The organism is Flavobacterium cheonhonense (assembly GCF_035671315.1).
Taxonomy (GTDB): domain Bacteria; phylum Bacteroidota; class Bacteroidia; order Flavobacteriales; family Flavobacteriaceae; genus Flavobacterium; species Flavobacterium cheonhonense.
Genome location: NZ_JAXAVY010000001.1, coordinates 236,314 through 262,815 on the forward strand (window position 1 = coordinate 236,314; position 26,502 = coordinate 262,815).

21 protein-coding genes and 1 tRNA gene are annotated in these 26,502 nt (G+C 40.1%); 12 read left to right on the forward strand and 10 right to left on the reverse strand.

The window, feature by feature from the left end; translation table 11 throughout:
- Positions 1-4 precede the first annotated feature (4 nt).
- The 4 genes from SK086_RS01010 (at position 5) to SK086_RS01025 (ending at position 2,405) form a co-directional block, all read left to right on the forward strand.
- Complete coding sequence (locus SK086_RS01010) at positions 5-241, forward strand: DUF3098 domain-containing protein (RefSeq protein WP_290874069.1); 237 nt, start codon at positions 5-7, stop codon at positions 239-241.
- A gap of 93 nt (positions 242-334) precedes the next feature.
- Entirely contained in the window at positions 335-1,144 is an 810-nt protein-coding gene (locus tag SK086_RS01015) for an undecaprenyl-diphosphate phosphatase (protein ID WP_324689102.1), read from the forward strand.
- Between the two features lie 3 nt (positions 1,145-1,147).
- Positions 1,148-1,852: a tRNA pseudouridine(55) synthase TruB gene (gene truB, locus SK086_RS01020; RefSeq protein ID WP_324689104.1), complete on the forward strand. Its 705-nt coding sequence runs from the start codon at positions 1,148-1,150 to the stop codon at positions 1,850-1,852.
- Positions 1,842-2,405, forward strand: a complete 564-nt coding sequence (locus SK086_RS01025; protein ID WP_324689106.1) for a hypothetical protein — start codon at positions 1,842-1,844, stop codon at positions 2,403-2,405. Before truB ends, SK086_RS01025 begins: the two co-directional genes overlap by 11 nt.
- Here SK086_RS01025 and SK086_RS01030 read toward each other — a convergent pair.
- Entirely contained in the window at positions 2,385-3,005 is a 621-nt protein-coding gene (locus SK086_RS01030) for a thioredoxin family protein (RefSeq protein ID WP_324689108.1), read from the reverse strand. The two genes, SK086_RS01025 and SK086_RS01030, sit on opposite strands and share 21 nt — an antisense overlap.
- Before the next feature lie 259 nt (positions 3,006-3,264).
- On the opposite strand from SK086_RS01030, the gene pyrH reads away from it, so the two are divergent.
- From pyrH to SK086_RS01045, 3 genes are all read left to right on the forward strand, one after another.
- Complete coding sequence (pyrH, locus tag SK086_RS01035; protein ID WP_290874088.1) at positions 3,265-3,972, forward strand: UMP kinase; 708 nt, start codon at positions 3,265-3,267, stop codon at positions 3,970-3,972.
- Between the two features lie 74 nt (positions 3,973-4,046).
- On the forward strand, positions 4,047-4,607 hold the full coding sequence (gene frr / locus SK086_RS01040) for a ribosome recycling factor (protein ID WP_324689111.1): 561 nt from the start codon (positions 4,047-4,049) through the stop codon (positions 4,605-4,607).
- A gap of 85 nt (positions 4,608-4,692) precedes the next feature.
- Positions 4,693-7,179 carry a DUF5686 and carboxypeptidase-like regulatory domain-containing protein gene (locus SK086_RS01045; RefSeq protein ID WP_324689113.1) on the forward strand — a complete coding sequence of 829 codons (2,487 nt, stop codon included), beginning with the start codon at positions 4,693-4,695 and terminating at the stop codon, positions 7,177-7,179.
- Between the two features lie 53 nt (positions 7,180-7,232).
- On the opposite strand, the gene SK086_RS01050 is transcribed toward SK086_RS01045, so the two are convergent.
- On the reverse strand, positions 7,233-9,509 hold the full coding sequence (locus SK086_RS01050) for a cation:proton antiporter domain-containing protein (RefSeq protein ID WP_324689115.1): 2,277 nt from the start codon (positions 9,507-9,509) through the stop codon (positions 7,233-7,235).
- Between the two features lie 185 nt (positions 9,510-9,694).
- Between SK086_RS01050 and SK086_RS01055 the strand changes: the two genes are divergently transcribed.
- The 3 genes from SK086_RS01055 (at position 9,695) to rpoN (ending at position 15,165) form a co-directional block, all read left to right on the forward strand.
- Positions 9,695-12,115, forward strand: a complete 2,421-nt coding sequence (locus SK086_RS01055; RefSeq protein WP_324689118.1) for an efflux RND transporter permease subunit — start codon at positions 9,695-9,697, stop codon at positions 12,113-12,115.
- 59 nt (positions 12,116-12,174) lie between these two features.
- Complete coding sequence (gene asnS / locus SK086_RS01060) at positions 12,175-13,620, forward strand: asparagine--tRNA ligase (protein WP_324689120.1); 1,446 nt, start codon at positions 12,175-12,177, stop codon at positions 13,618-13,620.
- A 78-nt stretch (positions 13,621-13,698) separates the two neighbouring features.
- Positions 13,699-15,165, forward strand: a complete 1,467-nt coding sequence (gene rpoN / locus SK086_RS01065; protein ID WP_290874378.1) for an RNA polymerase factor sigma-54 — start codon at positions 13,699-13,701, stop codon at positions 15,163-15,165.
- Here rpoN and SK086_RS01070 read toward each other — a convergent pair.
- Positions 15,162-15,695, reverse strand: coding sequence for an ORF6N domain-containing protein (locus SK086_RS01070; protein ID WP_324689123.1), 534 nt, complete (start codon positions 15,693-15,695; stop codon positions 15,162-15,164). The two genes, rpoN and SK086_RS01070, sit on opposite strands and share 4 nt — an antisense overlap.
- Before the next feature lie 92 nt (positions 15,696-15,787).
- On the opposite strand from SK086_RS01070, the gene SK086_RS01075 reads away from it, so the two are divergent.
- Positions 15,788-16,399: a hypothetical protein gene (locus SK086_RS01075; RefSeq protein ID WP_324689125.1), complete on the forward strand. Its 612-nt coding sequence runs from the start codon at positions 15,788-15,790 to the stop codon at positions 16,397-16,399.
- Here the strand turns inward: SK086_RS01075 and SK086_RS01080 are convergent.
- From SK086_RS01080 to SK086_RS01100, 5 genes are all read right to left on the reverse strand, one after another.
- Positions 16,394-17,089: a porin family protein gene (locus SK086_RS01080; RefSeq protein WP_324689127.1), complete on the reverse strand. Its 696-nt coding sequence runs from the start codon at positions 17,087-17,089 to the stop codon at positions 16,394-16,396. The genes SK086_RS01075 and SK086_RS01080 overlap by 6 nt on opposite strands.
- Positions 17,090-17,546: 457 nt before the next feature.
- Positions 17,547-17,633: transfer RNA gene (locus tag SK086_RS01085), tRNA-Ser, on the reverse strand.
- A 59-nt stretch (positions 17,634-17,692) separates the two neighbouring features.
- Entirely contained in the window at positions 17,693-18,727 is a 1,035-nt protein-coding gene (locus tag SK086_RS01090) for an asparaginase (protein ID WP_324689129.1), read from the reverse strand.
- Positions 18,711-19,847, reverse strand: coding sequence for a 1-acyl-sn-glycerol-3-phosphate acyltransferase (locus tag SK086_RS01095; protein ID WP_324689131.1), 1,137 nt, complete (start codon positions 19,845-19,847; stop codon positions 18,711-18,713). Before SK086_RS01095 ends, SK086_RS01090 begins: the two co-directional genes overlap by 17 nt.
- Positions 19,848-19,912: 65 nt before the next feature.
- A complete protein-coding gene (locus tag SK086_RS01100) occupies positions 19,913-20,683 on the reverse strand; it encodes a TatD family hydrolase (RefSeq protein ID WP_324689133.1) in 771 nt (256 codons plus the stop codon).
- A 104-nt stretch (positions 20,684-20,787) separates the two neighbouring features.
- On the opposite strand from SK086_RS01100, the gene SK086_RS01105 reads away from it, so the two are divergent.
- Positions 20,788-21,225, forward strand: coding sequence for a retropepsin-like aspartic protease (locus SK086_RS01105; RefSeq protein WP_324689135.1), 438 nt, complete (start codon positions 20,788-20,790; stop codon positions 21,223-21,225).
- Here the strand turns inward: SK086_RS01105 and SK086_RS01110 are convergent.
- Positions 21,188-22,435, reverse strand: coding sequence for a TCR/Tet family MFS transporter (locus SK086_RS01110; RefSeq protein WP_324689137.1), 1,248 nt, complete (start codon positions 22,433-22,435; stop codon positions 21,188-21,190). The genes SK086_RS01105 and SK086_RS01110 overlap by 38 nt on opposite strands.
- A 127-nt stretch (positions 22,436-22,562) precedes the next feature.
- Entirely contained in the window at positions 22,563-26,327 is a 3,765-nt protein-coding gene (locus SK086_RS01115; protein WP_324689139.1) for an RCC1 domain-containing protein, read from the reverse strand.
- Positions 26,328-26,502: the final 175 nt, after the last annotated feature.

The window sequence follows — 26,502 nt, forward strand, 5'->3', positions numbered from 1 at the left end:
ATACATGAAAAACAACGAGCAAAAGCCGGATTTTCTTTTTGAAAAGGTAAACTACAAAATATTACTCATCGGTATTGCCGTGATTGCTTTGGGCTTTATCCTAATGAGTGGCGGTGGCAGCGATGACCCGAAAGTATGGAATGATGAAGTATTCAATTTTCGCAGAATCCGTTTGGCACCAACCGTTGTTTTGATTGGTTTCGGGATTACCATTTATTCGATTTTCAAGAAAAGCAAATAGACGTATTAGACACCTTAGTCCCGAAGGTTCGGGATAGACTTCTTAGAAGTGTTTATCTAAGGTCTAATGATCTAATAATCTAACAATCTAACCATGGATTACATTCAAGCGATACTCATCGCCATAATCGAAGGCTTAACCGAATACTTGCCGGTTTCTTCGACAGCTCACATGATTTTTACCAGCTCCTTTTTCGGTATCCAAGAAGACGACTTTGTAAAATTATTTCAGGTTTCGATTCAATTCGGAGCCATTTTAGCGGTGGTGGTTTTGTATTGGCGAAAGTTTTTCGATTTCAGTAAACTCAGCTTTTACCTCAAATTGGCTTGTGCTGTCATTCCGGCTTTGGTTTTGGGAAAATTGTTCGACGACAAGATTGAAGCCGTATTGGGCAACCCGATTCCCATTGCAATTGTTTTGATTCTTGGCGGGATTGTGCTGCTGTTTATTGACGGTCGTTTTAACCATCCGACAGTGGCCCATGAAGAAGACATTACCGTAAAAAAAGCCGTTACCATTGGCTTTTGGCAATGTTTGGCGATGATGCCCGGTACCAGTCGTTCTGCAGCCTCTATTATTGGCGGAATGCAACAAGGATTGACGAGAGAAACGGCGGCGGAATTTTCGTTTTTCTTGGCGGTTCCTACCATGTTGGCGGTAACAACTTATTCGTTGTTCTTGAAAACTTATGAAGCTTCTCAGCTTAAAGGTTACGAATTGCTGACGCAATCTTCCGATAATTTAAAACTGTTTGTAGTGGGCAACATCGTGGCGTTTATAGTCGCCGTGATCGCCATTAAATTTTTCATCGGCATCATCAAAAAATACGGTTTTAAACCTTGGGGATATTACCGAATTATAGCTGGTGTAGCCTTGCTGATTTACTTCTCTTTAAACCGATAGCCATTGAAAACTGCTGAAGATTTTTTGCAAGGTCAGGTCTTGCTCATCGACAAACCGCTCACTTGGTCGTCCTTCCAGGCAGTGAATAAACTGAAATATGTTTTAAAAAGAAAATACGATCTTCCTAAAAAATTCAAAATCGGTCATGCCGGTACTTTAGATCCGTTAGCTACTGGATTACTGATTGTTTGCACCGGAAAGTTCACCAAAATGATTCCGGACATTCAAGGTCAGGCGAAAGAATACACCGGAACCATAGTCTTGGGCGCCACCACGCCGTCGTACGATAGAGAAACGGAAGTTGACGCCACTTTCCCAACCGAACACATCACCGCTGAATTAATCGAAGCCACGCTTCAACAGTTTTTAGGCGAAATCGACCAAAAACCACCGGTATTTTCGGCCATCAAAAAAGATGGGAAGCGTTTGTACGAACACGCTCGTGAAGGTTCTGAGGTGGAAATCGAAGCCCGAAAAACCACCATCTACGAATTTGAAATTACTCGTAAAGCGTTGCCGGAAATTGATTTCAGGGTTAAATGTAGTAAAGGTACTTACATTCGCTCCTTGGCTTATGATTTTGGAAAGGCATTGCAATCAGGCGGTTATTTATCGGTTTTGCGCCGCACTAAAATTGGCGATTACTCCGTGGAAAACGGAATCACTCCGGAAGCTTTTGAACAAAAAATAAATGCCGATGAAGCCTAAATTATGGTTGTTGTTTCTGGGTTTATTTCAATTGGGTTTTGCCCAAGTAGTAACAGTAAAACCGGAAATGTTTCCCGAAGACGACAAACCCTTTTACAAAAAATTTGAACTTTCGTCTCCTTTAAGAGTCAATCAATATGCGGGTGAAGTCAATCCGTACACCGGAGAAAACGAACCTTGGTTTTTGTTGGATGGTTTGAGTGCCAGAGCCGGAATCGGAACACATTACGACAAATGGGTTGGCGTTGGAATCAACGTTGGTATCGATTGGAAAGCCAACAAAGGCTTGATAGTAGCACCCGTTTTTGGTTCCCTACGCTTGAGTCCGAAAGTAGGCGAAGACCTCCGAATCACCTCCGAGATAGGCTATGGCAGAAGTCTGTCGCTAACCGGTGATAAGCTTTCCGGGAATTTTCAAAAAATCAGCTTAGGCTTGGAAGACGACGACAGTGGTTTAGGCTTGTATATAGAATTGTGCCAATACGGCTTTTCAAAAGTTACCCCGGAAAGGATCGGTAGTTTTTCGATTGGCTTATACTACATCATGTTTTAACTCGGCTGCCGCCATAACTGCCATAATTTCTTTTTGGGTGGACAAACCTTTATCATGCAAATACCACAATTGCAAATTGGTTTTCGCCGTTTCATCCACCACACCATGTTCCGCTTTGTAATCTAAAATCAATTGCTTAGCCTCTTGCGGTCTTGGCCCGAAATCGCCTAAAACTTCTAAAGTATTTTTATCTAAGATGATCAACTTGGGAATACTTCGGGCGCCGTTAGTCAGAAACAAATTCATCAAAGCATCATTGTCATCACGCAGGGCTATTTTCATTTCAATATTCGGAGACAACTCGGCCATTTTATGGAAAATGGGTACCAACTGTGCTGCATCGCCACACCAACCTTCTGAAATAACCAACCAGAAATAGTCGCCTTTTAATTCTTTTAATTGCTCGGCAAATTCCGCTGCCACAGTCATGGTTTTGTCCAAACGATTCATTCGAGTAACATTAAGCTCCGAGTAATGCGTTAAGGCTTCCGATTGCTCATGTCCGGTTGACTTGCCTTCTTTCAGCAAGGTATCAATGGTGTTTCTGTAGTTTTCGTAGGTTATACTGTTCGCTACACTGCTTTGAATGATAGATTCCATAAATGTGAATTTGATGTTGCAAAGCTACAAAACCCTTCAGTATTTAAAAGTGATAAATGTTACTCAACAATATTTTTAACGAATACTACAGCAAAACAGAATATGTTTATATTTGCAACACTTTTGACCGGAAAGCGAATCCTAACTTTTTTCAACAAAAACAATGGCTGCGCCTTAGTGACAAAAGCAAAACTAACACAACTGATGACTCGAGCTCAAAGAGCAACAGCATGACTCCTAACTAAAAATACACACAAGAATGAAATACAAAAGAATTCTTCTGAAATTGAGTGGCGAAGCCTTGATGGGCGACAGACAATACGGTATCGACCCTAAGCGTTTGGCCGAATATGCAGACGAAATCAAAGAAATCCACGACAAAGGTGTTGAAATTGCCATTGTTATCGGCGGTGGAAACATTTTCAGAGGCGTTGCCGGAGCCAGTAACGGTATGGATCGTGTACAAGGCGATTATATGGGGATGTTAGCCACCGTGATTAATGGTATGGCATTGCAAGGTGCTTTGGAAGACAAAGGCATGTTGACCCGTTTGCAAACCGCTTTGAAAATTGAAGCGATAGCTGAGCCTTACATCAAAAGAAGAGCTGTTCGCCATTTGGAAAAAGGCAGAATCGTGATTTTTGGTGCCGGGACCGGAAATCCATATTTTACCACTGATACTGCAGCGGTTTTGCGCGGCATTGAAGTACATGCTGATGTGATTTTAAAAGGCACTCGTGTTGACGGTGTATACGATGCCGATCCGGAGAAAAACCCGAATGCCGTAAAGTTTGAAAGTATTACCTTTGATGATGTCCTTAAAAAAGGATTGAATGTAATGGATACGACAGCATTTACCTTGAGTCAGGAAAACGAATTGCCGATAGTGGTATTCGATATGAATAAAAAAGGCAACTTACTTAAAATTTGCGAAGGCGAAAACATAGGAACAGTAGTTAAAATATAGTTGTCAGTTGTATGTTGTAGGTTATATGTTAAAAACTTACAACTCACAACCTACAACATAAAACTTTTAAAAAAATGGAAGAAATTGAATTTATCTTAGACAGCACTAAAGAATCTATGAACGGTTCTGTGGCGCATTTGGAAAAAGAATTTTTAAACATTCGCGCCGGAAAAGCAACCCCTCAAATGTTGGGCGGTGTGTTTGTTGACTATTACGGCTCACAAACCCCATTATCACAAGTAGCTAACATTAATGTTCCTGATGCGCGTACCATTACCGTTACGCCTTGGGAGAAAAGCATGTTGCATCCTATCGAAAAAGCCATTATGATTGCCAACTTAGGGTTTAACCCTATGAACAATGGTGACAACATTATCATTAGTGTTCCGCCGTTAACAGAGGAAAGAAGACGCGACTTGGTAAAACAAGCCAAAGCGGAAGCAGAAGACGCTAAAATCGGTATCCGCAACGCTCGTAAAGATGCCAACACCGAAATCAAAAAATTAGAAAAAGAAGGTACTTCGGAAGATGACTGCAAAAAAGCAGAAGAAGATGTTCAAAAATTAACTGATGCTTATATCAAAAAAATTGAAGAACATTTGGTCATCAAAGAAGCCGAAATTATGAAAGTGTAACTTTTGTTAATTCATACTAAAATCCGTCTCGTACGGATTTTTTTATTCCTATTTTTGTAAGCCGTTTTGTATCAATTCCTTTCCAATGAAGCTACTGCCTTTTTTGTTTCTTTTTTGCACCTTGTCTCTGCAGGCACAGTTTCAAATTAACGGTATTGTAAAAGATTCACAAACCAAAAAAGCACTGCCTTTTGCCACCATTGCCACCGAAAACGGAACCGTTTCCATAGCCGATGTCGATGGTAAATTCAGTTTCACTTTGCTTACACCACCCGAGATTTTAAAAATTTCTTATGTTGGTTATCAATCGCAAACCATTTCCTTATTCGAAAAGAAACCTTACTTCACCATCTTGCTTTCACCGCAAACCGATGCATTACAAGAAGTAGTCCTAAGCACTGAAAATCCGGCTAACGATCTTATTCGAAAAGTCATTACCCATAAAAACAACAACAATCCGCTCAAAAAACTAACTGCTTTTCAGTACAAAACCTATAACAAACTCTTAGTAACCGCTAATCCTGATTCTATTTCGGGTAAAATAGATACTGTTTTTGCCGATTTTACAACCAAAGACAAAATCGCCAAAATAGATTCCTCCGACTACAAATTCAAAAAACTCATCACCAAACAGCATTTGTTTTTAACCGAAAAAGTCTCTCAGTTTCAATTCGAAAAACCGCTATTGAAAGAAACCATACTCGGCACCAAAATGGCCGGTTTTAAAGAGCCAATTTATGAATTGTTGGGTTTTAGTTTGCAATCGTCTTCGGTGTACGACGATAAATACGAACTGTTCGAAACCAAATACAAAAGCCCGATTGCTGATAAAGCCCTTAAAGAATATCGATACAAAATATTAGATACTACTACCATTGCCAATCGCAACGTGGTTGTGGTGTATTTTAAGAATAAAATCAGCCGCAAAGGATTGGAAGGTTTGCTGTACATCGATATAGAAAATTTTGCCGTAGCCAAAGCAATAATGCGCATTCGAAGCGTTTTAAACATTACCGGAACACACGAATTTAGGTATTTGAGTGAAGAAAAAGTTTGGTTTCCTACACGCAAAAACTTCAAAATCATCAAAGGTAAAAGCAAAGAACCAACCGCGGTTTTGGGTGGTCGCATTGAGTTTGCTGCCGAAGACGATGACAATCAAATTCGTAAAGACGCTTCCGATTTTACCTATCTCGCCTCCGAAATGCAAGTCTACGATTTGCAAGTGAATCCGAAATTGAAAATCAAAAAAACAGCCATTGCCATCGATGTTAAAGCCAATGCTAATCAAAGAGACGAAACTTTTTGGCAAGAAAACAGAAGCGACAGTTTAGACACCAGAAGCGAAAGAACCTATGTCGTTTTAGACAGTGTAGTAACGAAGGAAAAAATTGAGAAAAAAATCAAATTCGGACGAAAAATCATCAACGGTTATTTGCCTTTCGGACCAATAGATTTTGATTTACGCTACTTGTTGAGCTACAACAATTACGAGGGATTTCGTTTGGGATTGGGCGGTGTAACCAACGAACAATTTTCCAAAATATTCCGTTTAGAAGGCTATGCCGCATACGGTTTGAAAGACGAAAAAAACAAATACCATATAGGCAGTGCTATCCGCGTAGGCAACTTCTCAAACACCTGGATTGGCGGCTCTTTTACCGATGATGTTCGGGAGATTGCGAGTACCAATTTTGCTATTGACAAAAGGGTTTTCAAGTTGTATGATCCGCGACCGATTAACATCAGCACCTTTTACAACCATCAAACCTGGCGGGCGTTTATAGAAACCAAAATCATCCCAAAAACGGAAAGTATTTGGCAAATTGCACACAGCGACATCACGCCTTTATTCGATTATACCTTTGTGTACAAAGACCAATTGTTTCGCAACTTCGCCATGACCTCTGCTATGGTTTCGATTCAGTGGAATCCGAACAGCGCCTACATGCAAACGCCTAACGGCAAAATTGAATACGAAAAACGGTATCCGAAATTCACTTTTCAGTTGACCAAATCACTGTCGAATTTTTTCAATAACGACTTCGAGTTTAGCAAAATTGATGCGCGCATCGAATACGAAAAAAAATACCTCAACGGCCAAAAATCGGCAGTATTGCTCCAAGGCGGTTATGTTTTCGGCGACTTACCGTTGACGCATTTGTACAATACTTCTCCCAACAATTTAACCAAAGACAATTTGCTGCAACGAGTTACCATAGCCGGTAAAAACAGCTTTGAAACGATGTATTTCAATGAATTTTTCTCGACCGAATTTGTGATGCTGCAGTTCAAACACGGCTTCAAACGCGTGGAATTGTTCAAAAAAGTAAAACCGTCTTTGGTGTTGGTTACACGTATGGCCTGGGGCAATCTTAAAAAACCGGAAGACCATATCGGCATTGAATTCAAGACTTTAGACCGTGGTTTCTTTGAATCGGGCATCGAGTTGAACCAAATTTACAAAGGTTTCGGTTTGACCGGATTTTACCGTTACGGCCCGAATCAATTGGCGCGTTTGGAAGACAACATTGCCATTAAGTTGAGTTTTGTACTTGATTTGGGATTATAAAAAAGACAACAAACCAAGGATTATCAGCCTTTATAATTTCCGAATGGGTTTCGTTAAGGTTTTACAATCAACACCGAAGGAATATCCTGCAACCACGACACTTCTTCATCCACCAAATGCTTCCACGTCTCCAAACTGAAAATCACCAAATCTTGCTCTAATAGAAACGGTTTGGTAATTTGGTTGGGTTGGAAAACATCAAACTTATCACCGTGTTTTTGCTCCAAAGCCTCTAATGAATTTTGAATCAAAAAGTTGTTTTTGGTGTGGTCGTTATTATCTAAAATCGTCACTTGTGCGTTATTGTTTTGCATCAATCGTTGGGCGTAATCAATCAGAAACACATCGCCAACGCTATAAATACCCAAGAAAACTTTATCGACTTGCTTTAAATCTTTGTCAATTAAAATTCCTAACGGTGTTTTGGTTTTGGAGATGATTAGTCGCGTTCGGTCATCGAAAGGCGAATTTTCGAACAAACCTTCTTTTCCTTTGAATTTGTCCAACAAACGATCCGGATTGATGATACGCGACGTAAAGCCCAACACTTTCCCTAAAATCGTACCTTCAAAAATAGATTTTCCCAAACCTACCAAAACCAAATCGTATTTGCCTTCAAAAGCCACATCGGCTATATCGGTTTCAATATCTCCGGTGGCTTTGAAAATGGTAGTAATCTCTTGGTTGAGTTTTTTCGACTCTTTTACAATTGGGTCAAAGGTTTCCTTTTCGTATTCTTCTATGTTAAAGGCATGCATTTCGTCGCTCATGGTTAAATGCATTGCGGTCACGTTGGCGGCTTCGGGCTGTCCTTTTACCAAGCTGTTGGCCAAGCGCAAAAGTGATTTGCCCTTTTCGTTATTCCCAAAAGAGATCAAGATTTTGAACTTTGAATTCTTTTTGACTTCCGAAGGAATAATGACATCTTTGGTTTTAAAAATAAAGTTGATGATGTCGAGCGCCGGACCGGTCATAAAGGTGGTTACCAAAGCCATAATCACCATCATGGTAAACACTTTTGGCGATAAAACGCCGAGTTCATAACCGATGTTCAATACGACCAACTCCATCAATCCACGGGTATTCATCAAAGCGCCGATGGTCCAGCTCTCTCTCCAGTTCTGTCCGACAAAACGCGCAGCCAAAGCACTACCGAAAAACTTCCCTACTACAGCCACCAAAATGATATAGCCGGTAATTTTCCACAAATACGGTTCGTTGATTAATCCGATTTCGGTACGTAAACCGGTGAAAACGAAAAACAACGGCAATAACAAAATCACAGAAACATCTTCTACTTTTTCTATAAAAACATTCCTGAATTTGGCAATATCGGGCATAATAGCACCGGCCATGAAGGCTCCGAAAAGCGCGTGAATGCCTATCACTTCAGTCAAATAAGCGGAAACCATCAAGGTCAGGAAAAAGATAGCTACTACCGATTTTTTAATATTTTCTTTCTTAGCATACAAATCGCCGACGCGTTTTAAAAACGGTTTCACCACAAAAAGCATCATCAACACATACAAAACCGCCAAACCTATTATGTACAGCGAACTCACAAAACTGCCGGCTTTTACAATAGCAATTACGGCGGCCAACAAACACCAAGCAGTGATATCGTCGGCGGCGGCGCAGGTAATAACAATGGTTCCCAATCGGGTTTTGTGAATGCCTCGTTCTTGTACAATTCGGGCCAACACCGGAAAAGCTGTAATACTCATGGCAATTCCCATGAATAAGGCAAATGATAAAAATTCGACCCCTTCAGGCGTAAATTCGTGATTTTGATAGATAAAATAAGACAATCCGATACCTAAGGCAAACGGAATAACAATACTGGCATGACTGATGACAACAGCGTCATTGGCTTTGTTTTTGAGCACTTTTAAGTCGAGCTCCATTCCAATGACAAACATGAACAAAATCAATCCAACCTGACTCAATACTTGCAAATTGCCCAAGGAAGCCACGGGAAACAAGGCGTCTTTTAAATCGGGAAAATACAATCCGAATAACGACGGTCCGAGTACAATTCCGGCTATAATTTCACCAATGACAGACGGTTGCCCAATTTTTCTGAATATCCACCCAAAAATACGCGCCACTATGACGATGGAAATGATTTGTACGAGCAATAACGCCAACGGATGCTGCAAGTTATGAAACAGCGAACTCAAGAATTGAATCCACTGGCTATCGGAAGAAGTAGGTGAAACAATTTTTCGGCCAACTTCCAAGAGTTTGCCTTGCTCAATTATCCAATACATCAAGGCCGTAAAACCACCGGTAATGACTAGGTAAAATAACGTATTTTTTAAATTTCTCATCCGAAAAAAGTTGTGCTTGTGCTTACAAAGATGCTAAAAAGCCACGTATTTTTTTCACTTTTTTTACATCGATAACTATTAATTAAAATCAGCTTGAAAATTAAAGCAAAAATTAAGAAAACTTTACCCTGTATCATCCTAATTTTTTGAGGTTTTGATTACCTTTGCAACCCATTTTAGGTTTTATGAAAAAGTTGTTAGGTATTGGTTTTTGGGAATTGGTAGCCCGAATTATTCTGAGAAACAGAATTGTCATTTTGGGCAGTATTATTCTGATTACCATATTGCTTTCCCTACAATGGAAAAACATTCGTTTTACCCAAACCGAAGCCAATTTGATTCCGGCCGATGATAAAGTAAATGTAGACTATCAAAAATTCCTGGATCAATTTGGCGAAGAAGGCAATTTGATTGTCATTGCCACCAAAGACAATCGGTTATTCACCCCAAAGGTTTACGCCGCTTGGAGCGAGTTGATGACGACTATCAAATCACACAAAGAAGTGAGTTTGGTGGTTTCGGTAGACAACTTGCAAAAACTAATCAAGAATGATTCGCTGGAGACTTTCGAACTCAAACCATTGGTGGATTCGAATAAAGTCCAAGATGAAAAGTATCTGAAAGCCATCAAAACCGAATTGTTTACCCGCTTGCCGTTTTACGAAGGCTTGTTATTCAACAAAAAAACCGGTGCGGTTCGTTCGGCCATTTACCTCGACAAGAAAATTGTAAACACCAAAGCCCGAAAAGAATACGTGTTAAACGACTTGATTCCGGCCATAGAAAAATTTGAGAAAACAACTCAAATTGACCTCCATACTTCCGGTATGCCTTACATTCGAACTTTGAATGCCAAAACCATCATTGACGAAATTGGCTTGTTCATCGGCGCGGCTTTGTTGATTACTTCACTGATTTTCTTCTACTTTTTCCGCTCATTCCGCGCTACGCTAATCTCGATGATCGTGGTTATTATCGGCGTAATGTGGTCGTTCGGATTAATGGGATTATTGGGTTACGAGATTACGGTTTTGACCGCTTTGGTACCAACATTAGTGATTGTAATCGGAATACCGAATTGTATTTTCTTCATCAACAAATACCATCAGGAATACCACAAACATTCCAACAAAGCCAAATCCTTACAACGCGTGATTACCAAAACCGGTACAGCGACTTTGATGACCAACATCACTACAGCGGTTGGTTTTGCCACTTTTATTGCTACCAATAATGTGTTGTTGCGTGAATTCGGTGTAGTGACTACCATCAATATTTTGGCGATTTATCTCTTGAGTTTGTTGTTGATTCCGATATTTTTCAGCTACATTCCATCGCCTATCCCAAGACATTTAGGTCATTTGGAACGCGAATCGTTGACATCATTTTTGAAATGGATTGTCAACACGGTAAAATACAACCGATTGGGAGTTTACATCACCGCAATTTGCTTATTGGTTTTCGGTTTGATAGGTATCAACAAAATTCGGATTTCGGGCAGTATTATTGAAGACATGCCTAAAAAAACGGCTTTTTTTGAAGACATACGCTTCTTTGAAAAAGAATTTGATGGTGTGATGCCTTTGGAAATCATGATTGATACCAAACGAAAAAACGGCGCCATGAAAGGCAGCAACTTGCGCAGAATGGAAGAATTGGAGCAAACCATCATCGACATTCCGGAGCTTTCCAAACCCTTGTCGATTGTAAACATTGCCAAAAGTTTCAACCAAGCGTATTACAACGGAAATCCCGATTTTTATACGTTGCCGTCGTCCAATGAAGAAATGTTTTTATTGCCTTATATCAAGAACTCCATTAAAAACACTAAAGACAATCAGCTGAAAAGTTATATCTCTTCGGATGGAAGTGTAGCGCGCATGACCACTTTTATCAAAGACGAAAACGGTGAAAAAATGGACGCCATCGAAGCACACATCCGCAATAAAGTCGACAAATTATTCCCGTCACCAAGATACGAAGTCATCATTACCGGAAAACCATCGGTATTTCAAAAAGGAACGCAATATTTGCTAGACAACTTATTGTCTTCCTTGTTATTCGCCTTTTTCCTTACCGGAGCATTGGTAGCCATTATGTTCCGTTCTTTCAAAATGGTGTTGGTTTCGATTATTCCGAACCTACTACCTTTAATAATGACTGCCGGTTTGATGGGCTTTTTAAATATTCCGTTAAAACCGTCAACCTTATTGGTGTTTGGTATTGCTTTCGGAATGTCGGTCGACGATACGCTGCGGTTCTTAGCCCAATACCGATTGGAGTTATCTCGCAACGATTGGAAAATCAAAAAATCGGTTTTTGCTACCTTTGATGATGCCGGAATCAGTATGTTTTACACATCAATCGTATTGTTTTTCGGATTTTCGGTATTCATGTTATCGAGCTTTGGCGGAACGGTCGCTTTGGGCGGATTGGTCGCTTTAACGCTTTCTTTCGGAATGCTGTCTAACTTGGTATTGTTGCCATCGTTAGTACTGTCGTTAAATAAAACTTTGGCCAACCAGCAAGAATTACCGGAACCAACCATCGACATCTTAGAACATACCGACGAAGAAATTGATGCGCTAGAAAAAAACAATAAATAATTTATATTTGCGTTAAGATTCTAAAATCTACTATTTAAAATTTAATATCTGATATTCTAATGAGACATTCAAAAGTAAAAGACTTACTGAGCAGCGAGAAAACGAATTATGAGGTAACCGTTAAAGGTTGGGTAAGAACTTTTAGAAACAATCAGTTTATTGCTTTAAACGATGGTTCAACCATTCATAACTTACAGTGTGTAGTTGATTTTGAAAACACACCGGAAGCCACTTTGAAAAGAATCAACACCGGAACGGCTGTAGCTTTAACCGGAAAGTTGGTAGAAAGCCAAGGTGCCGGTCAAAAATATGAAATCCAAGTTGCCCAATTGGAAATTTTAGGCGATTGCGATGCCGAGAAATTCCCAATGCAACCTAAGAAACACTCATTGGAATTCTTAAGAGAAAATGCGCATTTGCGTGTGCGAACCAATGCGTTCGGAGCTATTATGAGAGTGCGTTCGGTATTGGCCCATGCGGTTCATACCTATTTTCAAGACAGAGGTTTTGTGTACGTGAACACGCCAATTATCACGGGAGCTGATGCAGAAGGTGCAGGCGAAATGTTCCAAGTTACTTCTTTGCCTTTGGATAATTTGCCTAAAAACGAAGAAGGCAACATCGATTACAAAAAAGATTTCTTCGGAAAACATACCAATTTAACCGTTTCCGGTCAGTTAGAAGGCGAAACCTTCGCTATGGCTTTGGGACAAATTTATACTTTCGGTCCAACGTTCCGCGCGGAAAACTCGAATACTTCTCGTCACTTGGCTGAATTTTGGATGATTGAGCCGGAGGTAGCGTTCAACGATTTGATAGACAACATGGATTTGGCAGAAGATTTCATCAAGTTTGTCATCAATTATGCGGTAGAAAGATGTGCCGATGACTTGAAATTCTTGGAAGGCCGATTATTAGACGAAGAAAAACAAAAGCCACAAGCGGAACGCAGCGAAATGGCTTTGTTAGAGAAATTGAACTTCGTTTTGAACAACGATTTCAAACGTGTTTCTTACACTGAGGCTATCGATATTTTAAGAGATTCGACGCCGAATAAAAAGAAAAAATTCCAATACCTTATTGAAGAATGGGGCGCCGATTTACAAAGTGAACACGAACGTTTCCTAGTTGAAAAACACTTCAAATGTCCGGTAATTTTGTTTGATTATCCGGCCAAGATTAAAGCGTTCTACATGCGTTTGAACGACAATACCGAGCCGGGCAGAGAAACCGTTCGTGCCATGGACATCTTGTTCCCGGGTATCGGAGAAATCGTAGGCGGTTCTCAAAGAGAAGAGCGTTACGATGTTTTGGTAGAAAAAATGAAAGCCATCGGCATAGATGAAGAAGAATTATGGTGGTATTTAGACACCCGTCGATTTGGTTCTGCCGTTCACTCCGGCTTCGGATTAGGCTTTGAACGTTTGGTACTTTTCGTAACCGGAATGACCAACATCAGAGACGTAATTCCGTTCCCGAGAACACCGCAAAATGCAGAATTTTAAAGAATGTTTTGGGTTGTAAGTTGTAGGTTCTATGTTAACTTCAACTCACAACCTACAACTTACAACATACAACAAAAAATGCTCAAACAATTTCTAAATCTTAAACTCACCCAGAAATTATCGCCTCAGCAAATCCAGCTGATGAAGTTAATTCAGTTGCCTACGCAAGCTTTTGAACAAAGGCTGAAAGAGGAATTGGTAGAGAATCCGGCTCTGGAAAGCGGAAAAGAAGAAGAGGAATTGTATGAGAAAGACGAATTTGACAACAATGACGAGTACGATGAGTTCGACGATAACGAAAACATCGACACCGATGAAATCAACATCGACGAGTATTTAAGTGACGACGAAACGCCCGAATACAAACTACAAGCCAACAACTACAGCGACGACGATGACGACCGCGAAATGCCGTTCGCCGCACCGGTTAGCTTTCATCAGGATTTGATCAACCAATTGAATACCTTTATTTTAACCGATGAACAACGTGAGATTGCCGAGTTTTTGGTGGGCAGTATAGACGATGACGGTTATTTGCGAAGAAGCATTTCGGATATGGTAGATGATATGGCCTTCACCCAAGGCATCTATACCGATGAAAAAACGGTGGAAAAGATTTTACACATTGTCCACGAATTAGAACCTGCCGGCGTTGGTGCGCGCGACTTACAAGAATGTTTATTATTGCAGTTGAAGCACAAAACGCCAACTGAATCCGTTGATTTGGCCATCAATATCATCGAAAATCAGTTTGATGCTTTTACTAAAAAACACTACGAAAAACTATTACAGAAATACGAGATTACCCAAGATCGCCTAAAAAAAGCCATTGAGGAAATCGAAAAACTAAATCCAAAACCGGGTGGTTCGTTTGACAGCAGTAGCCGAGTTATCGAACAAATTGTACCCGATTTTACCATCAGAATTGTAGATGGTGAATTGGAGTTAACACTTAACGGCAGAAATGCGCCAACCTTACACGTTTCCAAAGATTATCAGGAAATGTTGCAAACGTATAAAGATTCCCGCGACAAATCGCACCAACAAAAAGATGCGGTACAGTTCATCAAACAAAAATTGGACTCGGCCAAATGGTTTATTGACGCCATCAGACAACGCCAGGAAACGCTTTATGTAACCATGAATGCCATCATGCATTTCCAAAGTGAGTATTTCTTGGATGGTGAAGAAACCAAACTCAAACCGATGATTTTAAAGGATATCGCTGATTTGGTTGGATTGGATATCTCAACGGTTTCTCGTGTAGCCAACAGCAAATATGTGGATACACCTTACGGCACTAAACTGATTAAAGAATTTTTCTCGGAAGCGATGAAAAACGATCAAGGCGAAGACGTATCGACTTTGGAAATCAAAAAAATTCTGAAAACGGTAATCGAGGAAGAAGACAAAACCAAACCGCTACCGGACGATCAATTGGCTGAAATCTTAAAAGAAAAAGGTTATCCTATTGCCCGAAGAACGATTGCTAAATACCGTGAGTTATTGGACATTCCGGTGGCCAGAATGCGCAAGAAAATTTAATCATCTTTGGTTTTGAACCCGATAGTTTTTCTGGGAGTTTTATCGTCTTTCTTATCCATCAACTCCTCTAAATAATTAAAAACCAACTCGATGTTCTGACTCTGATGAGACAGTTTTTTCTTGATGGCTTCTATTTCTAATTTTAAGTCTAAAGTATCGACATATAAAGCTCTGATTTTGGCAAAAACCCGAATGATTTGAATGTTGACTTTTATAGCAGTCGGACTGCTCAGCACACTCGACAACATGGCAACACCTTGTTCGGTAAAGGCCATGGGAAGGTATTTGGAGTGTTCTCCTCTTTTTAAGGTGCCAAATTGGCTCCTTAAAATTTCATATTCGCCTTGAGTCAACTCAAACATAAAATCTTCCGGAAAACGCTCGATATTTCTTCTGACTTGACGCTTTAGCTGTTTGGTGTCGACTTGATAAAGCGCTGCTAAATCCTTATCCAACATCACTTTCTGATGTCGAATCACAAATATTTTACTTCCGATATTGTCATCTGAGACGGTAATTTCGTGTTCCATAACCAGTTTTATTTTGGCTTCAATCATATCAAATATAAATATTTTCTTTCAAAATAAATAATTTGAAATGGCTATATTTGTGAAACAACAAAATGACATTGAAAAAATTTCTCCCGTTTTTCTCGTATGCCTTACACCCTATTTTTGTTCCGCTGTTGGGAACCCTTTTTTTTGTTTGGCTCGACTCCCGTTACATGACTTTCGGACAATACATGGTTTTGTTTTTACAGGTCATTATTATCACTTTCTTTTTGCCTATCGCCTTTTTTTACCTGTTGCGAACCTTTGGAAAAATCGATAGCATTATGCTCTCGGATTTGTCTCATAGAAAGATTCCGTTAGTGCTGCACATCTGCTTGTTGTCGGTATTAATCCAAAAAAGCATTACAGCGGACTTATTCCCTTCTCTCCATTATTTCTTTATGGGCGGCATTATCAGTGCAGCTGTTGCCTTTTTATTGTTATACACCAAAATAAAAGCGAGCATACACATGATTGGCATCAGTGCATTGACTGTTTTTGCAATTGGATTGAGTTTAAAAAACGAATTGAATACCGTTAGCCTAGTGGCTTTTTTGGTAGTGCTGAACGGTCTAGTGGCTTCCTCCCGTTTGGTAATGAAAGCGCATACCAACAAAGAATTGCTGATTGGGTTTTTGTGTGGTGTTTTACCACAAGTCGGATTGTTGTATTATTGGTTATAAGATGTAAAACATCAAGCCAAATTTGGCCGTGTTCATATCGATAGTCTGCCCGTCAATTTTGGCATCAGAAGTAAAGATGGGATTAAATCCGTAATAGGCGTAAATATTCCATGTATTCCATCCGGTAGATAGGTAAAGTCCATAATTAAACTTACTCAAGTCGTTTAAATTAGTGTTGGTCAAATTTCCGGCAGTAGAAACCAGCTTGTATTGATTTGCAACTAAATAGCTGAGTTTAACTCCCAAATGCACACGCCAAAATCGGTGATTGTCAGGCGTTGCGTTTCGCCAACGAAATTCAACCGGCAAATCAACATAGTGTAAAGAAAGTTTGTCTTTAGAGACAGAAACGCCTTCAGCATTTAAAATCTCATATGTAGTGGTATTATTACTTTCAAAAATCCCTAAATTCTGATTATAAACCGACAACGAATAGCCCAAACCGGCTGCCACAGCAAAGGTTCTGGAAGCATTTATCGGCATGTCGCGTAAAAATCCAACCGAAAATCCGGGTGAAAATTTAGTCTGTTGTAAACCATCGGGAACTTTTTGTAGCGTATTGTAGGTAATGTTAAAGTAAAATTGGTCTTCACGGAAGAGCGAATCAGGCGCATCAAAATCGGTTTCCACATTCTGAGCCAAGGCACTTGCTGCGGAAAACAAGAATAATAAAAGGATTTTGATTCTCATAACTTGAACTAAAGTTTAGCGAATGTACGGCATTTCAACGGAATAAACAATCGCTGTAATTTCACTAATCACAATAGTATTTTAGATATATGGAATATTTTCGGGATTACCTCCGGTGATCCGCAATGAGGAAACTGTCGTTGAAAACCAAGCCATTTGCAATGGCTGTTTTCTTTTTACAGAAAAAAATTAGAAAGTGATTGGGATTACCTGCGGTGATCCAAAACGGGGAAACTGTCGTTGAAAACCAAGCCATTTGCAATGGCTGTTTTCTTTTTACAGAAAAAAAATTAGAAAGTGAACGGGATTACCTCCGGTGATCCGCAATGGGGAAACTGTCGTTGAAAACTAAGCCATTTGCAATGGCTGTTTTCTTATTACAGAAAAAAACTAGAAAGTGAACTTTCCATTTTTTTCTGTAATAAGAAAACCGAAGCTTTCGCTTCGGTTTTCATCGCAGAGAGGAAGGGATTCGAACCCTCGATGCAGTTACCCACATACAAACTTTCCAGGCTTGCTCCTTCAACCACTCGGACACCTCTCTAATTTTGTGGTGCAAAGAACAACAAAAAAAATGATTTATAAAAGCGTGTTGCAAAATTCTTATTGCATTTCTCCACGCAAAGCCGTTTCAAATATGGTCTTGAAAACAGTGGGTGAAACATTTTGTCCTAAAAGATACATCAACTTAGTTATTGCGCCTTCCGTTGTAATGTCCTTCCCCGAAATAATGCCGATATTTTTCAGTTGTGTACTGGTTTCGTATTGACCCATATTAACACTACCACCTGAACATTGGGTAACGTTAACGACTTGCAATCCTTGCTTGATAGCTTTCTTCAAAATTTGAATAAACCAATCTTCAGTAGGTGCATTGCCGGAACCATAGGTTTCTAAAACGATCCCTTTTAAGTTAGGCGTCGCCATAATCGCCGACAAAACATTTTCGTTAATCCCGGGAAACATTTTGATAATGACCACATCATCATTTAATGTTTTATGAACTACTAACTTTTTATTGGATTGTTTGGCTAAAATCACATTCGGATTGACATTCAAATGCACACCGGACTCGGCCAATGGCGGATAATTAGGCGAAGTAAAAGCATTAAAATGTTCAGCACTTATTTTAGTAGTTCGGTTGCCGCGGTACAATTTATATTCAAAATACAAACAAACTTCCTGAATCACCGGCTTGCCTTTGTGTCGTAACGACGCTATTTGAATGGCCGTAATCAGGTTTTCTTTGGCATCCGTGCGCAAATCGCCTATAGGCAATTGAGAACCGGTAAAAACCACCGGCTTGGCCAAATTTTCGAGCATAAAACTCATGGCAGAAGCGGAATACGACATCGTATCGGAACCGTGTAAAATAACAAAGCCGTCAAAATCGTTGTATTTCTCTTCAATAATAGTCGCAATTTGAACCCATTTGTCCGGACTCATATTAGACGAATCAATAGGTTTGGCAAAGGAAATGGTTTCTATTTCACAATCCAGTTGCTTGAGTTCGGGGATTTTTTGCAGCAATTTCTTGAAGTTGAAAGCCTTGAGCGCACCCGTTTCAAAATCTTTCATCATTCCGATAGTACCACCGGTGTAGATGAGTAAAATATTGGGTTTAGCCTGCGTTTTCATACTTCATTTTATTGACTACCGGATTGGCATACATAGCTAAAAAACCTTCTACCATTTGCGGATTGGTTTCATCAATGCGCATTTCTAAACGTCTTTCAAAAAGGGATTTTTCGTTTTCTGTGTAAAATGCTTTGAATTGATCCGTTTTAAAAAGCAAATCGTAAGCGATGTAATTGGTAGGCCAAAGCTTGTAAGTCTGCAAAATAGCATCATCTATAACTTGAGCCAGCGCCTGAATTTGCTTATTAGTATTGTCGAACTCACATGCAATTTTATCGATTTCATTCGTTAAAACTTCGCCAACGTGAATATGAATGCGTTTTTTTTGTCCGATAATCCCACTTAAGAGGGTAATAAAATCTTCGTTCTTGTCTTTGATGTATTTTTCCGCATTGGCTTCGGCCATAAGTTGCGGCATCTTTAAGGCATCTGTTGGGTCGTATTCGTAGGAAATAGAAACCGGTACAATTTTTAGTTTTTTAAAATAATCCAGCATAGTCGCCTCACCGGAAGCCATGGCCAACATTTTTAAAACACCGCTATGCGTCGCATCGTTCCCATCTTTGGTTCGGCCTTCCCGTTGGGCAATCCACACCGAACGGTTTTCGCGCAGTAGCAACTGACCGATGTACTCCGACATCAATTTGGAACTTTCCAATAATTCTCTCGGTGGCAAACCACGTTGTACTAAAAAATTACGATTGAGCTTAGATAAGGTTTTTAAAAAATCCTTTTTGACCAAATTGTCGCCAATGGCTGAGGCCGTCATGACCAACCCGTGTTCGTGTAGGCATACGTTCAACAATGACGTGTCTAAAATAATATCGCGGTGGTTGGAAATAAACAAATACGAGGTATTGGGTTCTAATTTTTCAAAACCCGAAGTAGAAAGTCCGTCTGAGCTTTTCTCTAAAACTTTCTTAACCGCCTTGTAGGCAAAATTGATTTGGAAATCGCGGATAGAATGCGTGCGCTTCAACTGTTCTTTCCAAACCGAATCGTCTTCATTTTCGTAGGCAAAATTCATCAACGCCTTCATCATCGGATGATTTATCGCTGATAAAATGGCTTGGTTTACCTCGGCATCATAATAAGGTCGGATAGCATCAAACTTTGACATGTTCGTATTGGCTTGTTTGTAGAACAAATGAACAAAAAAAATCTCAAATGCCCGTTATAAAATGATTAAATCCCGAAAACGGCTTTGGAATTTTCTGTGGTAATTCGTGCAATTTCGGCTACCGGAAGCTCGTAAATTTGGGCTAACTTTTCGGCTACCAGCAAAGTATAACTACTTTCGTTTCGCTTGCCGCGATACGGTACCGGTGCTAAATACGGCGAATCGGTTTCCAATACAATATGTTGCAAATCGATTTCTTTTAAAAACTGATCTATCTTCCCGTTTTTAAACGTGGCCACACCGCCAATCCCTAACTTCATGTTCAAGTTGATGGCACGTTGGGCTTGTTCAAAATCGCCGGTAAAACAATGAAAGATACCAAACAAATCTTCTGACTGCTCACTTTCCAGTAATTCAAAAACTTCGTCAAAAGCGTCTCGGCAATGGATATTGATACCTAATTGATACTTTTTAGCCCATTGAATTTGTCGGCGAAAGGCTTCCTGCTGAATGGCTAAAGTGGTTTTATCCCAATACAAATCGATTCCGATTTCGCCTATGGCTTGAAATTTCCTTTTGGCCAATTCGGTTTCAACGTGTGCTAATTCTGCTAAATAAGTATCCGGTTTCACATAACACGGATGCAATCCCATCATTAAATAAATGTTTTGTGGAAACTGCGCTTCCAACTCGTACATTTTTTGGGTATAGGTCGAATCAATCGAAGGAATAAAAAAACGAGAAACTCCTGCATCGATAGCTCTTTGGATCATTTCGGTTCGATCGTTTTCAAACTCTTCGGAATACAAATGCGTGTGGGTATCGGTAAAAATCATTGGAATTAAAGGCGCTAAGATTCTGAGGTGCTAAGGTACTAAGTTTACAGAGAATTTTCCAGCATAATGGAATTTAGATTACTTTTGGAAACCAATTCAAAGCTATGAAAGACTTGCAGGAAGTGCTGAAGAAAGAAAAGTACAAAAAGATCCATTTTAAAGTTTCAAAAACGCAACATTTGCTCGTTAAAGCGAGTCTTAACGGCGTGACCGGCAATTTTATTTTAGATACCGGTGCTTCCAACAGTTGTGTCGGTTTTGACAATGTAGACTTTTTTAACCTTACCGCCGGAAAATCGAAAACCAAAGCAGCCGGCGCAGGAGCTACAGGGATGTTTACGCAATTGGCGAAAAACAATGATTTAAAAATAGGGCGATGGAAAACGGATGGTTTTCACTTAATCATTTTCGATATGACACATGTGAATCAGGCTTTACAACAATACAAAGCCAAACCGGTTCACGGCATTATCGGTGCTGATGTTTTATTGGAAGGGAAAGCGATTATTGATTACTATAATCACTGCCTGTACCTGAAGTAAAATGTTTCTTCATCGAATAATACGCCAAAATCGTACTGACTAACATCAAGAAACTTCCCAAAATAAAAGGTGCTCCGGGTAATTGAAACGGTGCTTCATCGTGGGTGAAAAAGTAAAAAGTGTTCGTCATCATAGGCGGACCGATAATGGCTGAGGCACTCATCAAACTCGCCAATGTCCCTTGAATTTCACCTTGTTCATTAGCCGGTACTTTTCCGGAAACTTCCGATTGCAAAGCCGGACCGGCAATACCGCCCAAACAATACGGGACTAAAAAGGCAAACATCATCCAGCTTTGTGTGGCAAAAGCAAACAACAACATTCCGATAGTATATAACGACAAGCCTAGGTAAATACTTTTCTGGTTCCCCAAACGCGGACTCGTAAAACGCACCAAACCACCTTGTACGAGACCGACAAGAAGGCCGACTACACCTAGCGAAATTCCAACCATTTTTTCATCCCAACCAAAGCGATACATGGTAAAGAAACTCCAATTGCTGTGAACTGCGTGTGAACCGACGTACAACAAGAAAATGGCTAATATGAGTCCGATTAAGGAAGGGTATTTTTTCAAATTCAGCAAGGCGCCAATCGGATTGGCTCTTTTCCATTCAAAGGCACGACGGTTTTCTTTAGACAACGATTCAGGCAAGATGAAATAGCCATATAAAAAGTTCAGCAAACACAAAACGGCTGCGGCATAAAACGGCACTCGGGAACCGTATTGCCCTAACAAACCGCCAAGCACCGGACCAATGATAAAGCCCAATCCAAAGGCTGCGCCTATCATTCCGAAGTTTTTGGCTCTGTTTTCCGGCGTACTGACATCGGCTATATAAGCGGATGCTGTGGTAATACTGGCTCCGGTTAAACCGGCTATGATGCGGCCTACAAAGAGCCAAACAATGGTTGGAGAAAAAGCCAAGAGTAAATAATCCAGTGCAAAGGCAAAGAGCGAAATCAGGATAATAGGGCGGCGTCCGTATTTGTCGCTCAAATTGCCTATTAAAGGAGCGCAAACAAATTGTGTTATCGCATAGGCAAAGGTTAACCATCCGCCGTATTTGGCTGCTTCACTAATATCACCGTGAATCAATTCGGCTATCAACTTTGGAATCACCGGGATGATTATTCCCCAGCCGGTGATATCAATCAGCATTGTGATAAAAATAAATCCTATTGCGGCTTGCTTCTTGTTTTTCTTCATAGTTGATTTTGGGCTTTACCAAAAGGTGCGGGACAACTTCCTAATAATTTCTAATGCAACACAAATAAACAAAAAAATCCCAAACTCTTTTGGAATTTGGGATTGGTAAATTTAGAATTTTAAAGTATTACTGTTTAAACACTTTTATGGTATTTACAGTATTAGCTGCGTTTATTTTAACCAAGTAAGTTCCGGTTGGCAGTTTTGAAACATCAAGAACCGTTTCATGAGCGTTAACCGATTTTACAATTACTTCTTGACCAAGTAAATTATAAACAGCCAGAGATACAATTTCATGATCACCTGAAACAGTTAACACCTCATTCATTGGGTTAGGGTACACTTTTATTTCATTTTCTAAAACTACAGTATCGTCAATTCCCAGATTAGATGTCGGACAACTGATGGCTGTTGGCACACTGCGTAGTGTATTGGTTCCATCACCCAATTGGCCTAAATTATTGCGTCCCCAAACATACATCGTACCATCAGTCTTGATGGCAGATGTTGTTGAAACACCCGCGTCAATAGTTAACCAATTTGTAGCTGTCCCTATTTGTACCGGAACACTACTACTTACTGTAGTGCCATTCCCCAATTGAGAGTAACTATTAATTCCCCAAGCCCAAATAGTACCGTTATTCTTTTTACCCACGGCATGAGCACCCCCTACGCCAATGTGTTGCCAGTCGTTTGCTGTCCCTATTTGTACAGGTGTCGTTCTATCGGTGGCCGTTCCGTCACCTAACTGGCTATACTGGTTATCACCCCAAGCCCAAATTGTACCATCTGTTTTTAGGGCATATGAACTACCATTTCCTGCATATACTTTTGACCAATTGGTTGCAGTGCCAATTTGTACCGGCGCATTGCTGTTACTCAAATTTCCGTTACCTAACTGACCTTTGTTGTTGTAACCCCAAGCCCAAAGCGTACCGTTTGATTTAACCGCTAAAGTATAATCATATCCAGCAGAAACATGCGCCCAAGTATCGGTTCCTAATTGTGTTGGTTCAAAATAATTCAAACTCGTGGATAATCCGAGTTGTCCATAGCCATTTGAACCCCAAGTCCAAAGCGTTCCATTGGTTTTTATAGCCGCAGTATGGCCAGTACCTGCCGAAACGGCTTGCCAATTATTGTCAGTTCCTACTCGAATAGGTGCCAACACAGCACTTCCCGACGTAGAGTTGAGGTTTCCAATATTTTGTCCCCAGCCCCATAGGGAACCATCATTTTTAATAGCCATACCGGTAAAAGCAGTTTCAGAAACACTTTGCCAAGTATTTTCATTTCCAATTTGTACCGGGTAATTTCGGCTGGTGTTGGTTCCATCTCCAATTGAACCGTTTACACTAGAACCCCAAGCCCATAATGAGCCATCCGATTTGATGGCAGTAGCGCCCAAAGCAGCACAGCTAAGTTTGGAAAAACAAGTTTCAGCAGTCGTTACAAAAAACCCTCCGTAAACCCATTCCGTTTGAGTGTTACCACAAACTGAGGCAACCCACCAATGGTAATCTGTATTCGGCAATAATCCGGTTAAATTTGCTGAAGTAGCAACTGTACTTCCGTCAATTCCACCAATAGTAGGTGTGGTATTATACAAATACAGGTAAGTATTCGGAGCAGGTGTCGCAGCAGTCCAATTCAAAGTAGCTGTAGTCGAGGTAATATTGGTAGTCGAGAAATTAGACGGAGGATTACAAGACGACGTATTAGCACAAGTTATTGAACGAATTCTGGATGTATTTTGAGTACCGCAATTGGCATTGGTACTGAAATGATATCTAATAACGCCAGAGGTAGTATTTGAATTCCAAACTAAAGGAGTTAGTCCACTTGCTAAGACCGAAGTTCCTGTGGCATTGGTAATGGTTATAAAATCGGTTGCAATAGAACTGGTAAAAGTATACTGCCTATTTGAAAGTACATTAACATTAGTATATTCTCCAGCCCATGCGTCTGCAACAATTTGTTCTGCATTTCCTGTACATGAAGGGGTAAAAGTAGTGTCAGGATACAATCCATAAATGGCACCATTACATGTTAATGCTGCAATCGTTGTAAAACTTCCTCCTGACACCCAAGCACTTTTGTTTCCATTACAATTAGAACGTATCCAGTAATAATAGGTAGTGGCAGCAGTTAGTCCGTTTAAAGCGCCCACAAGATTAGCCACGCTGGTTTGGGTAGCATTTGTGGAAGTTAATGGAGCAGTACTATTGGTGCTCAAATAAATATCGTATGAATTGGCCACAGGTGTTGGGGCAACCCAAAACAATCGGCATGAATTTGAAGTAATATTAGAAACCGTTAAGCCGGATGGTAATCCGCAACTTACAGGAGTTCCGCATTGAATATACCTGATTCTGTTGGTATTTTGAGCGCCACAATTAGCATCGGTATGAAAATAATAACGCACTACTCCGGTATTTGCAGCAGATGCCCAACTTAGCGGGGATAATCCGCTTACTAAAACAGTATTGCCGGCTTCATTGGTAATGGTGACAAAATCGGTAGCGACTGAACTTGAAAAAGTATACTGTGTATTTGACAATATATTTACTTTTGAATATTCACCGGCGTAAGCATTGATTACGATTTGCTCTGCGCTTCCTGAACATGACGGGGTATAAGTTGCCGCCGGCCATTGCCCGTAAGTAGCCGTAGTACATCCGGTTAAAGCAGCAGTAGTAAAACTTCCTCCTGAGGTCCATGTGCTCTTTTCTGAACCACAATTGGAACGAACCCAGTAATAATAAGTTGTTCCTGCGGTTAATCCGTTAGTAACACTCACACTAGAAGCAGTACTTGTTAAGGTTGGTGTTGTGTTTGTCGTCGGGGCAACAGTAGTTGGTGCAATATAAATTTCGTATCCTGAACCAGGGACTGATGCCGGAGCTGTCCAAGTTAATTGACAAGTAGTAGACGTTATGTTGGACACTGCTAAATTCGTTGGAGGATTACAAGTGGTAGCGCTTGGTGTCATTTTCACCAAACCTAATTGCAAAGTTCCTGCCCAAATAACCCCGGAAGATTGGGTTCTGAGTGCACTAAAATAATTATCAGGCAACCCTGAATTTGAAGTGTTATAGGTAACACAGTTGGTGAAATTTTGCACACCATCTCCGTTAAAGGCAATCCATACCTTATTGTTACTATCTACATCTAAGGCATTCAATTGATAGCCTGCCAAACACGAATTACTCTGGTAGTAGTTGCTAAAAAAAGTTCCTTCAATAGTATAGGTCAAGAAACTATCAAAGCCAGCAACGTAAATCAGATCACCATAGGCTTTTAATAATTTATCTGTGCCTTGGGCAATGAAATTGTAATCGGTGCCGTTGAATTTGTACAAATTGCCGTTGTTGGTTACCCAAATGCCATTAGCATAATCAATCTCGATGGAGTTAATATTAGTCAATGCATTATAAGTCGTCCAAGTAGTACCATTAAATCTGGTAAGACCGGAAGTTGTTACTACCCAAAGATTGTTATTGCTATCTACGTCGATACAAACAATCGCGTTGTTAGGAAGTCCCGAATTGGAGCTGGTATAATTGGTCCAAGTGGTTCCGTTTAATAAGATGATTCCATTGTTTTGAGAAGCCATCCATTTTCTTCCCAAACCATCAATTTCGATTTCGAGGATAGCATTAGAGGCAATACCCGAGTTTCCTGTATTGTATTTGGTAAAAGTAGTACCGTTAAAAGTTGAAACACCGCTAAAGGAGGAAATCCACAGTAACCCGTTGGCATCTGTTTTTATATCTCCAACGTAATCACTTCCAATTCCGGAATTAGAGGTGTTATAAATAGTGTAATTGTAATTTTGTCCGAAAGAAATAAAGCTGAACAATATCAATCCGAGCAAGTAAAGTTTTTTCATGTAGTTTTAATTAAGTTTTAATTGAATAGTCCCTTAAGCAATCTAGGCGAACAATAGAGTTTAACCTCTAACCAGACAAAATATGGCTGGAAGTATAGTGTCTCTATTCCTGTCAAAAATTACTTAAGGGACTTTTTTGGATAGTCAGCATGATATTTGCCAACAAAAAATGGTT

Coding starts and splice junctions, on each gene's coding strand:
- SK086_RS01010 (WP_290874069.1), top strand. CDS start 5: ATGAAAAACAACGAGCAAAAGCCGGATTTTCTTTTTGAAAAGGTAAAC.
- SK086_RS01015 (WP_324689102.1), top strand. CDS start 335: ATGGATTACATTCAAGCGATACTCATCGCCATAATCGAAGGCTTAACC.
- SK086_RS01025 (WP_324689106.1), top strand. CDS start 1,842: ATGAAGCCTAAATTATGGTTGTTGTTTCTGGGTTTATTTCAATTGGGT.
- SK086_RS01030 (WP_324689108.1), bottom strand. CDS start 3,005: ATGGAATCTATCATTCAAAGCAGTGTAGCGAACAGTATAACCTACGAA.
- pyrH (WP_290874088.1), top strand. CDS start 3,265: ATGAAATACAAAAGAATTCTTCTGAAATTGAGTGGCGAAGCCTTGATG.
- frr (WP_324689111.1), top strand. CDS start 4,047: ATGGAAGAAATTGAATTTATCTTAGACAGCACTAAAGAATCTATGAAC.
- SK086_RS01045 (WP_324689113.1), top strand. CDS start 4,693: ATGAAGCTACTGCCTTTTTTGTTTCTTTTTTGCACCTTGTCTCTGCAG.
- SK086_RS01050 (WP_324689115.1), bottom strand. CDS start 9,509: ATGAGAAATTTAAAAAATACGTTATTTTACCTAGTCATTACCGGTGGT.
- SK086_RS01055 (WP_324689118.1), top strand. CDS start 9,695: ATGAAAAAGTTGTTAGGTATTGGTTTTTGGGAATTGGTAGCCCGAATT.
- asnS (WP_324689120.1), top strand. CDS start 12,175: ATGAGACATTCAAAAGTAAAAGACTTACTGAGCAGCGAGAAAACGAAT.
- rpoN (WP_290874378.1), top strand. CDS start 13,699: ATGCTCAAACAATTTCTAAATCTTAAACTCACCCAGAAATTATCGCCT.
- SK086_RS01070 (WP_324689123.1), bottom strand. CDS start 15,695: ATGGAACACGAAATTACCGTCTCAGATGACAATATCGGAAGTAAAATA.
- SK086_RS01075 (WP_324689125.1), top strand. CDS start 15,788: ATGACATTGAAAAAATTTCTCCCGTTTTTCTCGTATGCCTTACACCCT.
- SK086_RS01080 (WP_324689127.1), bottom strand. CDS start 17,089: ATGAGAATCAAAATCCTTTTATTATTCTTGTTTTCCGCAGCAAGTGCC.
- SK086_RS01090 (WP_324689129.1), bottom strand. CDS start 18,727: ATGAAAACGCAGGCTAAACCCAATATTTTACTCATCTACACCGGTGGT.
- SK086_RS01095 (WP_324689131.1), bottom strand. CDS start 19,847: ATGTCAAAGTTTGATGCTATCCGACCTTATTATGATGCCGAGGTAAAC.
- SK086_RS01100 (WP_324689133.1), bottom strand. CDS start 20,683: ATGATTTTTACCGATACCCACACGCATTTGTATTCCGAAGAGTTTGAA.
- SK086_RS01105 (WP_324689135.1), top strand. CDS start 20,788: ATGAAAGACTTGCAGGAAGTGCTGAAGAAAGAAAAGTACAAAAAGATC.
- SK086_RS01110 (WP_324689137.1), bottom strand. CDS start 22,435: ATGAAGAAAAACAAGAAGCAAGCCGCAATAGGATTTATTTTTATCACA.
- SK086_RS01115 (WP_324689139.1), bottom strand. CDS start 26,327: ATGAAAAAACTTTACTTGCTCGGATTGATATTGTTCAGCTTTATTTCT.